We start from the raw sequence: 13,938 nt of genomic DNA on the forward strand, positions 1-13,938 counted from the left end.
GGCGCTGCTCGACCTGGAGCATCGAAACCCATCACGCCGCAGGCGGCGCCATTGGCATCGGTGAGCACGCGCGTGGCGACGATGCGGTTGGTGATCTCCACGCGCGCGCGCTTGAGCTGGCGGTACAGCACCTTCTTGACGTTGTGGCCCTCCGGCATCGGCAGCACGTACGAGCCCATGTGGTGGACCTTCTTCACCGCGTAGTCGCCGGTCTCGTCCTTTTCGAAGCGCACGCCCCAGCGGTCGAGCTGCTCGATGGTGGCGAAGCTGTGGCGCGCATAGGCATAGACCGTGGACTGGTCGACGATGCCGTCGTTGGCCAGGGTGATCTCGCGGGTGTATTGCTCGGGCGTGGCGTGGCCGGGGATCACGGCGTTGTTCAGGCCGTCCATGCCCATGGAAATCGCGCCGCTGCGCTTGACGTGCGCCTTGTCGAGCAACAGCACGCGCAGCGCGGGGTTGCGCTCATTGGCCTTGATCGCGGCATCGGGCCGGCGGTGCCGCCGCCGACGACGACAATGCCGTATTCGTGGGTCAGGGTGTTCATGCGTTGGGATTTCCCTTGCTGGCAGGTTTGCGGGTGCGCTTCGGTGCGGGCGTGGCTGGCGCTGGTTGCGAAGTAGGCAGCTCGGCCTTGTGGCGCTCGGCGCGCAGCCGGTACCGGAAGGCGTCGCCGCGGAAGTAGAGGAACTCGTAGTCGACACGCCCGCCGAGGATCGAAGCAATCCGGATATCCAACGACGAAATCCGAACATGCTCCCCCCGGGCGATCTCCCTCAACTCTCCAGTCCCCGCGCCGATATCCAGTCAAGAAACCTGCCGTCCGCCAGCCGCCGCGGCGGCACGGCAAGGCATACACGGCGGCCACAGATCATCCAACGCACGGCACGGGAGCGACGCATGAGCAGTTCCATGAGGGACATCGACGAACGGACTAACCTCACCAACAACAACCAGTTCGAACTGCTGCTGTTTCGGCTGGGCGACGCCGAGCACAGCGGGCAGTCCGAACTGTTCGGCATCAATGTGTTCAAGGTGCGCGAGATCCTGGTGATGCCGCAGGTCACGACGGTGGTCGGGGCCGACCCGTCGATCCTGGGCATGGCCGATATCCGCGGGCAGGTGATCCCCGTGATCGACCTGCCCAGGCTGGTGGGATGCAAGCCGCGCAACGGGCTCGGCATCCTGCTGGTGACCGAGTACGCACGTTCGACGCAAGGCTTCGCGGTCGAGGCGGTGGAAGAAATCGTGCGCCTGGAGTGGAACCAGGTGCACTCGGCCGAGGCCAGCGTGCGCACCGGCCACGTGACCAGCATCGCCAAGCTGGATGCCGGCACGGACCAGGCGCGCCTGGTGCAGGTGCTGGACGTGGAGCAGATCCTGCGCGATGTGCTGCCGGCGCGGCAGCCGGACGTCGAGCCGGGCTCGGTGGGTCCGCAGCTGAACCTGCGCCCGGGCCTTAAGGTAATTGCCGCCGATGATTCCGCGCTGGCGCGTGGCCTGATCGAGCAGGGACTGAAGGCGCTGGGCGCACCGGTGCTGATGACCAAGTCGGGCAAGGAAGCGTGGGAACTGCTCGACCGCATCGCCGGCGAGGCCGCCAGCCACGGCAAGTCGGTGCAGGACGAAGTGGCGCTGGTGCTGACAGACCTGGAAATGCCCGAAATGGACGGTTTCACGCTGACCCGCAAGATCAAGGCCGACAGCCGGCTCAAGCAGCTGCCGGTGGTGATTCATTCGTCACTATCGGGCGAAGCCAGCGAAGAGCATGTGCGCAAGGTGGGCGCGGATGCCTACGTGGCGAAGTTCGTCGCCAAGGAACTGGCCGATACCATCCGCCAGGTGCTGACGCGCTGAGCGGGCGCTGAGTTAGGTGCCTGAGGCCACAACCGGGTTGGCCTTAGGCAGCACAAGGCACAAAATCAATCAGGCTGCAAGCATTCCCGTATGTTTACGGTTTGCCTATAAAACGGGCACTCCAGTACGAGCCAAGGCCGGCGCGCCCTTGGCGGTTGTCAAGAGGGGAGATATCCACTGAAGCTGTGGATAGATCCTGTGGACAAGTCAGGCGTCCCGGCCGAACTGCCCGGGACGCCTGCCGGCGGTCCTGCGTGACCTCCACGCCCTGCCGCGCTCCCTTGCTCGCTCTCTCTCCCTTGCCTGGCCTGGCCCGGTCGCTGCCGGGATCCCGCGATTGCGCTACTTGGGCTGCTCCACCGTGCGCAGGTAGGGCTTCAGCGTCTTGAACCCTTGCGGGTATTTCTTCTTCGCATCTTCGTCCGAGACCGATGTCGGGATGATGACATCCTCGCCCGGCTTCCAGTTCACCGGCGTGGCTACGGTGTGCTTGGCGTTAAGTTGCAGCGAGTCCAGCAGCCGTAGCACTTCATCGAAATTGCGCCCCGCGGTCATCGGATACACCAGCATCGCCTTGACCTTCTTGTCCGGGCCGATGATGAACACCGAGCGGATGGTGGCGTTGTCCACCGCCGTGCGCGGCCCGGCGCCGCTGGCTTCGGGGTGGATCATGTCGTAGAGCTTGGCCACCGTCAGGTCGGCGTCGCCGATCATCGGATAGTTGATGGCGGCGCCCTGGGTTTCCTCGATGTCCTTGGCCCAGCGCTGGTGGTCGCTGACGGGATCGATGCTCAGGCCGATGATCTTGGTATTGCGCTTGTCGAATTCGGGCTTGAGCCGCGCCATGTAACCCAGTTCGGTGGTGCATACCGGCGTGAAGTCCTTGGGGTGCGAGAACAGGATCGCCCAGCTGTCGCCGATCCATTCGTGGAAGCTGAGCTTGCCTTCCGTGGTGTCTGCGGTGAAGTCCGGGGCTTGTTCACCCAGTCGAATCGCCATGGTTGCGCTCCTTGCAGTTGGCATGGGGTGGAAAAAGCGCGTTGCCGGCGTGCCGGCCCGCAACGCGCGCGATGCATGGCGCCTAGCGCAGGACCAGCACCGGGATCGTGCTGTGCGTCAGGACTTTTTGCGTTTCGCTGCCGATCAGCAACGCCTGCAACCCGCGCCGCCCGTGCGACGACATCACGATCAGGTCGCAGCCGCGCTGCTCGGCGCATTGGATGATGGCCTGCCACGGGTGGTCGTCGGTGGCGGTGACGGTGTCGCACGGCACTCCGGCCTGGCCGGCAGCACGCGTGACGGCGGCCAGGAAGGTATCGGCATGGCGTGCGGCCTCGGCCGCGAACGAGTCCCTGGTGTCCTGCTGGCTGGTCAGCCGGTACGTCAATACGTGATACTCGGGAATCACATGCAAGCCGGTCGCGCGGGCGCCGATGCGGCTGGCGAAGGTCATGGCCCGGGCTACCGTCGCCTCGGCGCGTGCGGAGCCGTCGGTGGGGACTAGGAGGTGCTTGAACATGATGGCCTCCGATTGCAGTGAATAGCCGCGTCCGCCGGGCCGTTCCGCCCGGACCGTCCGGACGAGCCACTCCAGTATAGGAATTGGCCCGTGATAGCGACAGGTCGCGTGCAGCGCCGGCCAACTCCGGCCCTCGATGGCGCGATGCCCCGCGTCCGGCGCAAGCCGCAAGTGCCTGGGTCCATGTCACGGCATTAGCATGTTGTTATCATTCCATGCACCTGCGCCCTCCCTCCGACGTTGACCCACTGCAAGGATTCTCCGCATGATCGCGCTGCGCGAAGCATGGCAGGCCGGGCTGTTCCGCCGCGCCAACTGGCTGCCCAACCTGGTGTCGGGCGTGATCGTCGGGGTGGTGGCGCTGCCGCTGGCGATGGCGTTTGCGATCGCATCCGGCGCCAAGCCCGAGCAAGGGCTGTATACGGCCATCGTCGCCGGGCTGGCGGTGTCGATGTTCGGCGGCAGCCGCCTGCAGATTGCCGGGCCCACCGGCGCGTTCATCGTGGTGCTGTCCGCCATCACGGCGCGCCATGGGATCGGCGGGCTGCAACTTGCCACGCTGATGGCCGGGCTGATCCTGCTGGCGCTGGGCCTGGCGCGGCTTGGCGGCGTGATCCGCTACATTCCCGCGCCGGTGATCGTGGGCTTTACCGCGGGCATCGGCGTGATCATCTTCGTCGGGCAATGGCGTGATTTCTTCGGGCTGCCGCCGGTAGCCGGCACCCACTTCCATGAAAAGCTGTGGCACCTGCTGCAGGCGCTGCCGCAGTGGCATGCGGCCACGACCGCGCTGGCGCTGGGGAGCCTGCTGCTGGTGCTGGGCGCGCCGCGCGTGCGCTGGCTGCACCGCGTTCCCGGCCCGCTGGTGGCGCTGGTGGTGGCCACGGCAGTGCAGGCGCTGTTCCGCTTCGACGGCGTGGCCACCATCGGCAGCGCCTTCGGCGGCCTGCCGCGCGGATTGCCGGTTCCGGCGCTGCCGGAGATCTCGCTGGCGCGCGTGATCGAGCTGGCAGGGCCGGCCTTCACCATCGCCATGCTGGGCGCGATCGAATCGCTGCTGTCCGCGGTGGTGGCCGACGGCATGGCCGGCACCCGGCACGATTCCAACCAGGAACTGGTGGGGCAGGGCATCGCCAATGTCCTGGCGCCGCTGTTCGGCGGGTTTGCCGCCACCGGCGCCATCGCGCGCACCGCCACCAATATCCGCAACGGCGGCAGCAGCCCGCTGGCCGGCATCGCCCATGCGCTGACGCTGGTGCTGGTGCTGCTGTTCCTGGCGCCGCTGGCCGCGAGCGTGCCGCTGGCGACGCTGGCCGCGATCCTGTTCGTGGTGGCGTGGAACATGAGCGAGGCGCGCCAGTTCGCGCGCATGGTGCGGCAGGCGCCGCGCGCCGACGTGGCGATCCTGCTGATCACCTTTACGCTGACCGTGCTGACCGACCTGGTGGTCGCGGTCAACATCGGCGTGATCCTGGCCATGCTGCAGTTCCTGCGGCGCATGTCGGCGTCGGTGGAAGTGACGCGCCAGGACGTAACCGGCATCGAGCGCGAGCTAAGCGCCGAAGCGGACGCGGCCGATTCCGTCGCGGCCCGGATGCCGCCGGGCGTGCTGGTCTACGCCATCGACGGCCCGTTCTTCTTCGGCGCGGTCGAGGCCTGCGAGCAGGCGCTGGTGCACACCCATACCGAGCCGCGCGTGCTGCTGATCCGCCTGGGCCGGGTGCCGTTCATCGACATGACCGGCTTGCAGACGCTGGAAGCCGTGATCCGCACGCTGCGCCGGCGCGGCGTGGCCGTGGTGCTGGCCGAGGCGAATGCGCGCGTGCGGCAAAAGCTGGAGCGGGCCGGGGTGCTTGCGGCGCTGGGGCAGCAAAACTACGCGGATGCGCTGGCGCAGGCGGTGCGGCGTTGCGGCGTGCTGGCGGGAGAGGAGGGTGCGGAACGGGAGCGCGAGGACACGGGCGCCCCGCACTGAGCTACTTCTTTTGCCGGCCGCTGCCGGCGGGCCGTGCCTTGGTGGCGTATTCCACGCCGTGCTGGGCCAGGTAATCGCGGATCAGCTGGCGCACCACCTGCGACGGCGTCAGGTCCTGCGCGGCGCACAGGGTTTCGAAGGCCTTCTTCTTGACCGGATCGATCAGGATGGTGAGGCGGGCGGTCTTGGTTTCCATGAGGGGTGTGTCGGGCGGTCCGGCTGGATCGCTCGCATTATATACAGCGCAAACTTTGCCGAGCCGCTGGTTTGCCCCCCTCTCCCCCACCCTTCTCCCACTTCGCGGGAGAGGGGAGCGTTCACGACGGGCGGCGGCCTTTGCAGGCGCTTTCCCCGGTGTTCCGCTAAGCCGGCATCTCCAGGTCCGCAATCACCGCCGCCAGAAACCGCGCCGCCTCGCCCCCCGTCACCACGCGGTGATCGAACGTCAGGCTGAGCGGCATCACCCGATGCACCGCCGGCACGCCGCCGGCCGCGACCACCTCGTCCCGCACCCGTCCCGCCCCAAGGATCGCCACCGTCGGCGGCACCACGATCGGCGCCGCGTAGCGCCCCGCGATCATGCCGAAGTTGGACAGCGTGATGGTATTGCCGCGCATCTCCTCCGGCGCGATGGTGCGCGCGCGGATGTCCGCGCGCATGCGGTCGAGCCCGCGGCGCAGGTCGGCCGCGTCGCGGCTGCCCACGTCGCGCAGCACCGGCACGAACAGCCCTTCGGGCAGGTCCGCGGCAATGCCCACGTCGATCTTCTTCAGCACGTGGCGGCGCCCGGTCTGGCCCTCGTACCAGGCGTTCAGGCCCGGCTCGGCACGGCAACCGGCCACCAGCGCGCGCACCAGGCGGATGGTGACGTCGGCGCCCGCCTGCCAGGCGTGGATATCGGCATCGTCCATCACCGTGGCCGCGGCGACCTCGTTCTGCGCGCGCGCCATGTTCTGCGCCATCGCGCGGCGCACGCCGCGCAGTTCCTCGGGCGCACCGAGTTCGGCCAGCGTGGCGGCCATGCGTTCGACGTCGGCGGCGGTGACGGTGCCCTCCGGCCCCGACGCGGTGGCCATCGCCGGGTCGACGCCGAGGCGCCGCGCCAGCGCGCGTACCGCGGGTGTGGCCTTGACGCGCGCGGCCATGCCGGAGGCAGGCGCGGCCGCGCCCGGCGGCGCCGCTTCGCTGGCCACGCGCGTGCCGACCTGCACGGAGCCGACCACGGTGCCGGCATCGGCATCCTCGCCGGCGCCCTCGAAGCCGACCAGCGGCGCGCCCAGGTGGACGATATCGCCCGGCTGCGCGTGCAGCCGGGCGATGGTGCCCGCATAGGGCGAGGGAATCTCGACGATGGCCTTGGCGGTCTCCACCGACAGCAGCGGCTGGTCCGCGGCCACCGCATCGCCCACCTTGACATGCCAGGTCACGATCTCGGCCTCTTGCAGGCCCTCGCCCAGGTCGGGCAGCTTGAAGACTCTCATCGGCGCTTCCTCGGCTTGGTGTCGCTCGGTGTTGCCTGGTGTCAGTCAGGCGGCCATGGCCTTGCGGGCCGCGTCGGCGATGCGCGCAGCGCTGGGCAGGTAGGTGTATTCCAGCCGCGCCAGCGGCACCACGGTATCGAAGCCGGCCACGCGCTGCACCGGCGCCGCCAGCGAATACAGCCCGGCATCGGCCAGTTCCGCCGCGATCTCGGCGCCGAAGCCCGCGGTGCGCGGCGCCTCGTGCACGATCACGCAGCGCCCGGTGCGCGCCACCGCTTCGAGGATGGTCGGCATGTCGAGCGGCTTGAGCGTGGCGACATCGATCACGGTCGCACTCACGCCTTCGGCGGCCAGTTCGTCGGCGGCGGTCAGCGTCTCCTGCACCATCGCGCCCCAGGTCACCAGCGTGATGTCGCTGCCTTCGCGCAGCGTGAAGCAGGTATCGAGCGGCAGCGCCGCGCCGTCGTCGGCGACCTCCTGGCGGAATAGCCGGTACAGCCGCGTGGGCTCGAGGAAGATCACGGGGTCGGGATCGGCGATTGCGGCCAGCAGCAAGCCGTAGGCGCGCGCCGGCGACGACGGCACCACCACGCGCAGCCCCGGCATGTGGGCGAACATCGCTTCCGGGCTTTCCGAATGATGCTCGGGCGCGTGGATGCCCGCGCCGCATGGCGAGCGCACCACCAGCGGGCAGCTCAGCCGCCCGCGCGTGCGGTGCCGCATGCGCGCGGCGTGGTTGATGATGTGGTCGATGGCGGGGTAAATAAAGCCGGTGAACTGGATCTCGGCCACGGGCCTGAGTCCCATCGCCGCCATGCCGATCGCCGCGCCGACGATGCCGCCCTCGGCCAGCGGCGTATCCATGACCCGCGCCGCGCCGAAGCGCGCCTGCAGTCCCGCGGTGGCGCGGAACACGCCGCCGTTGACGCCGATGTCCTCGCCCAGCAGCAGTACGTCGGGATCGTTCTCCAGCGCATGTCCCAGGGCCAGGTTGACTGCTTCGACCAGATTGATTTCCGCCATGGTTCGCTCGCTTTGGTCGTTGAAGGCCAGGGGGACGATGAAAGCGTCAGCCGTGCTGCGCGGGATAGCGCCGCGCGGTCTCCAGTTGCGCCTGCAGCGCCGGCGGCATGGTGGCGTACAGGCAGTCGAACATCGCCGCGGCGTCCGGCGGCGGCAGCGCCAGGTAGGCTTCGACCGCTTGCGCCACCTGCTGCGAGCAGTCCTTGACCAATGCCTCTTCGCGCGCCGCGTCCCATGCGTTCAGCGACAGCAAATGCGTGCGCAGGCGCAGCAGCGGCTCTTCCTGCCAGTGCGCCTTGACGCTGGCCTCGTCGCGGTAGCGCGAGGCATCGTCGGCGGTGGTGTGGTCGCCCAGCCGGTAGGTGATGGCCTCGATCAGCGCGGGGCCGCCGCCCGTGCGGGCGCGCTCGATGGCCTCGCCCACGCGGTGCCGCACCGCGACCACGTCGTTGCCATCGATTTGCTCCCCCGGGATGCCCGCCGCGATCGCCTTCTGCGCCAGCGTCTGCGCCGCGGTCTGCCCGCTGCGCGGCATCGAGATCGCCCACTGGTTGTTGTTGATCACGATCACCATCGGCGCGCGCCACACGCCGGCCATGTTCATGCCTTCGTAGAAGTCGCCCTTGGAGGTGCCGCCGTCGCCGAGCAGGCACACCGCCACCCGTGGCTCGTTGCGCAGCTGGAAGGCATAGGCCGCGCCCGCGGCATGGCACACCTGGGTGCCGATCGGCACGCAGTTGGCAAAGTCATGCGGCGCCGCCGCAAATCCACTGCCGCGTTCGTCGCCGCCCCAGTACAGCAGGCTCTCGGTCATCGTGACGCCCCGCACAAACTGCGCCGCGTGGTCGCGGTACGAGGGCACCAGCACGTCTTCGGGCCGCATCGCAAAGGCCACGCCGACGCCGATGGCTTCCTGCCCGAGGGCCGAGGCGAAGGTGCCGATCTTGCCGGTGCGCTGCAGCGCGATCGCCTTCAGGTCGAACTGGCGCGCCAGCACCATGGCCTGGTACAGAGGCAGCAGCGCCTCAGGGTCGCTGGCAAAGGGCGGGGGCGGGGAAGTGGGGGAAGGGGGTTCGCCCGGCGGGGCGAGATAACGCGTATAGCCGATCTCGAAGCTCGCAACCATGGACATGGCAGGTCTCTCGATGCGCGTGTCGTGTTGTGATCCCGGGCGTGCTTTGTGGGCGCGCGCGGCATGTGTAGTCGAGTGTAGGGTATTTGCGGCGCAATGGCGGCGGCAATTGTCTTGCCGTGCACAAGGCGGAGCGGGATCCCGGCACCGCCAACGAAAAAGGGCTCCCGTGCGGGAGCCCTGCGCAGATGATACGAGCCGGATCAGCGCTGGTACGGCGGCGGCACGAAGCCCGCGAAGCGCTGCTGCGTCACCGCCTTGAACTCGGCCGACTGGTAGGCCTCCTTGATGTCCTTGACGAACGGCTTGTTGACGTCCGCAGTCTTCACCGCCACCAGGTTCATGTAGTAGTCGGGAATCTTCTCCAGCGCCAGCGCAGTGGTCAGCTTCAGCCCCGCGGCCAGCGCGAAGTTGCCGTTGACAAAGGCGTAGTCGACATCGTCGAGCGAACGCGGCAGTTGCGCGGCCTCCAGCTCGACCAGCTTGAGCTTGTGCGGATTGGCATCGATGTCGCGCTCGCTGGCGCGGATCGGGTCGGTGCCCGGCTTGAGCGTGACCCAGCCCACCTGCTGCAGGATGGCGATGGCACGCGCCAGGTTGGTGGGGTCATTCGGCAGCGAGACGGTATTGCCCGGCTTCACCTCCGCCAGCGTCTTGTGCTTGTGGCTGTAGATGCCGATCGGCGCGGTCGGGACCTGGATGATGTCGGTCAGCTGCAGCTTGCGGTCAGCCGAGAACTTCTTCAGGTAGGCCACGTGCTGGAAGGCGTTGGCGTCGATGGCGCCGTCGGCCAGCGCCAGGTTGGGCTGCACGTAGTCGCTGAACTCGATGATGGTGACCTTGTAGCCGCGCTTCTCCAGCACCGGCTTCACGCCGTAGCGGATCTGGTCGGCGTACGGGCCGGCGGTGGCGCCGAAGCGGATTTCCTTCTTGTCCGGATCGGCGGCGCTTGCGCCCTGCACCACGCCCAGCGCCAGTACTGCCGCGGCTACCGCGAAGCCGAATTTCCCGTATCGCATCAAAACGCTCCCCTGTTTGTTCATTGATCGTTCGTTGGAGAGCCCATTGTATGGAAGGCAAGTCATCTGGCGAACGAGTACTTATTGATCTTTCCGTAAATCATGACATCACCACAACGTTGCCTGAACCCAGCACGCGGCGATGATCGAAGGCCGGTGTTGAGCGCTTTTGAGCTTGTTGCGGGCGACGGTATGCAACTCGTTGAGGTTGTCGGGGCAGAAGTTCGCAATCGCGTGACGCTTGAGCCATGCCCACAGGTACTCAACTGGGTTGAGCTCAGGGCAGTACGGTGGCAGGAAGGTCATATGAATATGTCCCTCGAGAGAATCCAGATATTCGCGGACCATTGCGGCGCGATGGGGCCTGGCCCCATCCCAGATGATCAGCAACGGCTGCTTCAGATGCGCTTTGAGCGCCTTAAGAAACTCGACCACCTGTTCTTTCTTGACGCTGCCTTCGTACAGCCGAAACAGGTAGTTGGTGCGACTCAGGCCGGCGATCGCCGACACATGGTTCCAGTTGAAATGAAACTGGATGATGGGTGTTTGCCCCTTCGGCGCCCAGGTGCGCACACGCGTGGGCCGCTCGCTGATGCCAGTCTCGTCGATAAAGACAATCAATCGGCCTTCGCGCTGGGCTTTTTTTTAAGCGCAGGCCAAGTGTGGCGCTTCCAGTGGCGCACCGCGTCTTCGTCTCGCTCGATCGCGCGACGATCTGGCTTTTGCGCGCTGAAACCCAACGCCCCAAGAATGCGCCAGATCTGCGTTTGGCTGAACTCGACGCCATACGTCCGCTTGATGAGCGAGCCGACGCGCTTGAGTGTCCATAGCTCGGTCCCAAAGCCATGCGCAGTCGGGCTTTGCAGCAACGCCCCGCGCAATTCGGCCAATTGCTCCGGCTCGAGCTTGGCTGGGCGGCCTCGACCTGGCACAGCCCGTAGCGCATCAATTCCGCCTTCATCGAGCAGAGCTTTCCACGTGTACACCGTTTGTCGGGCTACCCCCACGGCCAATGCCACCTCGGCTGGTCGCTTGCCAGCCAACAGCATCCGACCAGCTCGCAAGCGCTTCTTCGTTGCATCGTCTAACGGCTTCTTCGACACGGCGCGTATCTCCAATCAACCCGTTAGAGATGAAACGCGCCAGCCCTGAATCCGTTGTCATGTTTTTTGTAAATCTCAATAATCATGCCGATATGCCTGAAGCGCATATAGGCTGCCTGCAGGCAGCGCCGTGCGCTACGCTGAAAGACCGCCAGCCCATCCTTGCACGGAGGCCGCCATGCCCGAACAACTGACCCGGCATCCCGATGTCACGCTGCAGGTCCTGCGCAGTGCCGGCGCGCGCTGCGGCGAAGGCGCGCCGCAGGAGATCCTCAAGGCCTGCCCGCGTGAGCGCTTCTGCAAGCTGCCTGGCGGCGAAGTCTGCGTGTACGGCCTGGACAACGCCATCAGCATGACGCAGATCACAGCCGCCGACTGGCGCGCGCTGGCACAGCAGGCGGGTGCGCCGCCCAATCCCGGCATGCCGCCGCTCACCATGGCCGGGGTGGGCACGGCGGGGCTGCTGGCGGGCGTGCTGCTGACGGCCCTAGTGGTCCGCCGGCGGCGCGGCCCTGGCTGAGCGGCCCGGGCGCCCCCGGCAACACCCCGGCGCTGGCATGGTGTTTGCGGCGCCTCTCGGGCCATGACACCGTTGCCGTCCGCCCCCGACAGCATCCGCCTGCTGGAGAACGGAGAAGAGTACTTCCCGCGCGTATTCGAGGCGATCGCGCAAGCGCGCGAAAGCGTGCTGGTGGAAACTTTTATCCTGTTCGACGACGAGGCAGGAACGAAATTGCACGCCGCGCTGCTGGCTGCCGCGCGGCGCGGCGTGCGCGTGGCCGTCACGGTCGACGGCTTCGGCTCGCATGACCTGCCCCCTGCATTCATTACAGAGCTGGTCAAGGCGGGCGTGCACTTCTGCACATTCTCGCCCTGCCGCCGCCTGCTGGGCGTGCGCACGCATATCTTCCGGCGCATGCACCGCAAGCTGGTCGCGATCGACGGCGAGGTGGCCTTTGTCGGCGGCATCAATTTCTCGGCGCAGCACCTGTATGGCTACGGGCCACGGGCCAAGCAGGACTATGCCGTGGAAATCGCCGGCCCCGCGGCGCGGCAGGTGCATGACTTCCTCGCGCGGGCCATCCCCGGCGCATGCCTGCAGGGCAGGCTGGCACCGCCGCCGCCGGGCTGCAACACGGCGCCGCCGGGTCCGGTGCGTCTGGTCACGCGCGACAACCATCGCCATCGCAACGACATCGAGTTTGCCTACCTCGATGCGATCCGCGCCGCGCGGCGCGAGGTGGTCATCGCCAACGCTTATTTCCTGCCGGGCTACCGGCTGCTGCACGCGCTGTGCGAAGCCGCTGGGCGCGGCATACAGGTGCGCCTGCTGCTGCAGGGCAAGCCCGACATGCCATGGGTCGCGCGTGCCGGTGGCCTGCTGTATTGCCACCTGCAGGACTCCGGGGTGCAGATCCTCGAGTACGTCGAGCGGCCGTTCCACGGCAAGGTCGCCGTCGTCGACGAGCAATGGGCCACGGTGGGTTCGAGCAACCTCGACCCGCTCAGCCTGTCGCTGAATCTCGAAGCCAACCTGGTGATCCGCGACACCGCCTTCGCGCAGCGGCTGCGCGGCAGGCTGCAGGCGCTGATCGCCGAACGCTGCCGCGAGGTGCCGCCGCGCCGGCACGAGCGCTCGCTGCTGGACGCGGCCGGCGCCACGCTGATGTTCCACTTCCTGCGCCGCTTCCCGGCGTGGGCCGGCTGGCTGCCCGCGCATACGCCGCGGCTGGTGACGCCGCAAGCCGGCGACCCGCGCGGGCGCCGCCGCGTATTCGTGCTGGAACGGGAGGCCGAGTGATGGTCGCGCAGGCGCTTTCGGCAATCCGGCACCACGCGCGCTGGCCGATGTGGCGGCGCGCGATCGGCATCCTGTTCATCGCGGCAGTGCTTGCGCTGATCGCGCGCAAGCTTGGCACCATCGACTGGGACGCGGTGCTAGCCGCGCTGCGCGGCTTCGACCGCCGCACGCTGTTGCCAGCCGCGGGGTTCGTGGTGCTGACGGGTCTGCTGTACAGCCAGTTCGACGTGCTGGGGTGCCGCTACGCCGGCCACCCGCTGCCGGTGCATCGGGTGATGGCGATCGCCTATGTCAGCTACACCATGAGCCTGAACCTGGGCGCGACGCTCGGCGGCGCGGGCGTGCGCTACCGGCTGTATTCGCACGCGGGCCTGAGCCCGCCGCAGATCTGGAGCGTGTTCGCGGTGGCGGTCAGCAGCAACTGGCTCGGCTACGCGCTGCTGGCGGGCATCATCCTGGCCGGGCAGCTGGTAGTGCTGCCGCCCGGGTGGGGTATCCCGCCGGCGGCGACGCGGCTGATTGGCGTAGTGATGCTGGCCGCGCCGGCTGCCTACATAGCGGCATGTGCGGCGTGGCAGGGTCGGCACCGTACTGTGCGCGACCATGATATCTATGTGCCGTCACCGCGCTTCGCGCTGTTGCAGATCCTGGTGTCGGCGGGCAACTGGGCGGCGGTGGCGGCCATCCTGCATGCCTTCCTTCATACGCATGCGGACTATTACACGGTGCTCGGCGTGTACCTTGCCTCCGGACTGGCGGGCGTGGTGATCCGCGTGCCGGGCGCCCTTGGGGTTGTCGAGACGGTGTTCCTGACGATGCTGGGCGGACAGGTGCCGCATGGGTTGTTGCTGGCGGCGTTGATCGCGTATCGGGCGTTGTATTACCTGATACCGCTGGCAGTAGGGACGGTGGGGTACTTCCTGCTGGAGGCGCGGGGGAAGAAGCTGGCGCAGGGAACGGCGATGGAAGAAAACCAACGCCGGCAGTGAACGCTCCCCCCTCTCCCGCAGGCGGGAGAGGGGGGCAAA

Annotated in this window: 14 protein-coding genes and 1 pseudogene; 5 read left to right on the top strand and 10 right to left on the bottom strand. The window is 67.6% G+C overall.

The features are described 5' to 3' along the window. Nucleotides 1–20 precede the first annotated feature (20 nt). A pseudogene (locus tag AC5WJ1_RS23500) lies at nucleotides 21–547 on the bottom strand (FAD-binding protein); the annotation flags it as partial. Beyond that, on the bottom strand, nucleotides 544–738 hold the full coding sequence (locus AC5WJ1_RS23505) for a hypothetical protein (protein WP_135703183.1): 195 nt from the start codon (nucleotides 736–738) through the stop codon (nucleotides 544–546). The pseudogene AC5WJ1_RS23500 and the gene AC5WJ1_RS23505, both read right to left, overlap by 4 nt. A gap of 162 nt (nucleotides 739–900) precedes the next feature. Between AC5WJ1_RS23505 and AC5WJ1_RS23510 the strand changes: the two genes are divergently transcribed. Continuing rightward, nucleotides 901–1,857 carry a chemotaxis protein gene (locus tag AC5WJ1_RS23510; protein ID WP_133095900.1) on the top strand — a complete coding sequence of 319 codons (957 nt, stop codon included), beginning with the start codon at nucleotides 901–903 and terminating at the stop codon, nucleotides 1,855–1,857. Nucleotides 1,858–2,199: 342 nt separating this feature from the next. On the opposite strand, the gene AC5WJ1_RS23515 is transcribed toward AC5WJ1_RS23510, so the two are convergent. Beyond that, complete coding sequence (locus AC5WJ1_RS23515) at nucleotides 2,200–2,856, bottom strand: peroxiredoxin (RefSeq protein WP_133095899.1); 657 nt, start codon at nucleotides 2,854–2,856, stop codon at nucleotides 2,200–2,202. A gap of 82 nt (nucleotides 2,857–2,938) precedes the next feature. Further along, nucleotides 2,939–3,376 carry a universal stress protein gene (locus AC5WJ1_RS23520; RefSeq protein WP_133095898.1) on the bottom strand — a complete coding sequence of 146 codons (438 nt, stop codon included), beginning with the start codon at nucleotides 3,374–3,376 and terminating at the stop codon, nucleotides 2,939–2,941. A gap of 265 nt (nucleotides 3,377–3,641) precedes the next feature. On the opposite strand from AC5WJ1_RS23520, the gene AC5WJ1_RS23525 reads away from it, so the two are divergent. Next, nucleotides 3,642–5,351, top strand: coding sequence for a SulP family inorganic anion transporter (locus AC5WJ1_RS23525; RefSeq protein ID WP_135703182.1), 1,710 nt, complete (start codon nucleotides 3,642–3,644; stop codon nucleotides 5,349–5,351). Nucleotide 5,352: 1 nt separating this feature from the next. Here AC5WJ1_RS23525 and AC5WJ1_RS23530 read toward each other — a convergent pair whose 3' ends face one another. The 6 genes from AC5WJ1_RS23530 to AC5WJ1_RS23555 all read right to left on the bottom strand — a co-directional run bounded on the left by AC5WJ1_RS23530 (nucleotide 5,353) and on the right by AC5WJ1_RS23555 (nucleotide 11,109). Further along, the gene (locus AC5WJ1_RS23530; protein WP_063237357.1) at nucleotides 5,353–5,547 is read right to left on the bottom strand and encodes a CopG family transcriptional regulator; all 195 of its coding nucleotides are present in this window, start codon (nucleotides 5,545–5,547) and stop codon (nucleotides 5,353–5,355) included. Nucleotides 5,548–5,713: 166 nt separating this feature from the next. Then, nucleotides 5,714–6,832, bottom strand: a complete 1,119-nt coding sequence (locus tag AC5WJ1_RS23535) for a dihydrolipoamide acetyltransferase family protein (protein ID WP_135703181.1) — start codon at nucleotides 6,830–6,832, stop codon at nucleotides 5,714–5,716. A 45-nt stretch (nucleotides 6,833–6,877) separates the two neighbouring features. Beyond that, nucleotides 6,878–7,855 carry an alpha-ketoacid dehydrogenase subunit beta gene (locus tag AC5WJ1_RS23540; protein ID WP_135703180.1) on the bottom strand — a complete coding sequence of 326 codons (978 nt, stop codon included), beginning with the start codon at nucleotides 7,853–7,855 and terminating at the stop codon, nucleotides 6,878–6,880. A gap of 46 nt (nucleotides 7,856–7,901) precedes the next feature. Then, nucleotides 7,902–8,987, bottom strand: coding sequence for a pyruvate dehydrogenase (acetyl-transferring) E1 component subunit alpha (pdhA, locus tag AC5WJ1_RS23545; RefSeq protein WP_135703179.1), 1,086 nt, complete (start codon nucleotides 8,985–8,987; stop codon nucleotides 7,902–7,904). Nucleotides 8,988–9,190: 203 nt separating this feature from the next. Continuing rightward, nucleotides 9,191–10,006, bottom strand: coding sequence for a MetQ/NlpA family ABC transporter substrate-binding protein (locus AC5WJ1_RS23550; protein ID WP_494476588.1), 816 nt, complete (start codon nucleotides 10,004–10,006; stop codon nucleotides 9,191–9,193). 108 nt (nucleotides 10,007–10,114) lie between these two features. Continuing rightward, nucleotides 10,115–11,109 (bottom strand): IS630 family transposase gene (locus AC5WJ1_RS23555; protein WP_464225665.1). Its coding sequence is split into 2 segments (ribosomal slippage): nucleotides 10,115–10,644 and nucleotides 10,644–11,109, totalling 996 coding nucleotides; the frame shifts between segments, so codons are not numbered across the junction. A 178-nt stretch (nucleotides 11,110–11,287) separates the two neighbouring features. On the opposite strand from AC5WJ1_RS23555, the gene AC5WJ1_RS23560 reads away from it, so the two are divergent. The 3 genes from AC5WJ1_RS23560 to AC5WJ1_RS23570 all read left to right on the top strand — a co-directional run bounded on the left by AC5WJ1_RS23560 (nucleotide 11,288) and on the right by AC5WJ1_RS23570 (nucleotide 13,899). Next, nucleotides 11,288–11,629, top strand: a complete 342-nt coding sequence (locus tag AC5WJ1_RS23560; protein WP_135703178.1) for a hypothetical protein — start codon at nucleotides 11,288–11,290, stop codon at nucleotides 11,627–11,629. Between the two features lie 63 nt (nucleotides 11,630–11,692). Further along, the gene (gene clsB, locus AC5WJ1_RS23565; protein WP_133095891.1) at nucleotides 11,693–12,910 is read left to right on the top strand and encodes a cardiolipin synthase ClsB; all 1,218 of its coding nucleotides are present in this window, start codon (nucleotides 11,693–11,695) and stop codon (nucleotides 12,908–12,910) included. Next, on the top strand, nucleotides 12,910–13,899 hold the full coding sequence (locus AC5WJ1_RS23570) for a lysylphosphatidylglycerol synthase domain-containing protein (protein ID WP_494476975.1): 990 nt from the start codon (nucleotides 12,910–12,912) through the stop codon (nucleotides 13,897–13,899). The genes clsB and AC5WJ1_RS23570 overlap by 1 nt, the downstream gene beginning before the upstream one ends. The last annotated feature ends 39 nt before the right edge of the window (nucleotides 13,900–13,938 follow it).

This window comes from Cupriavidus sp. MEYA8 (assembly GCF_059278825.1).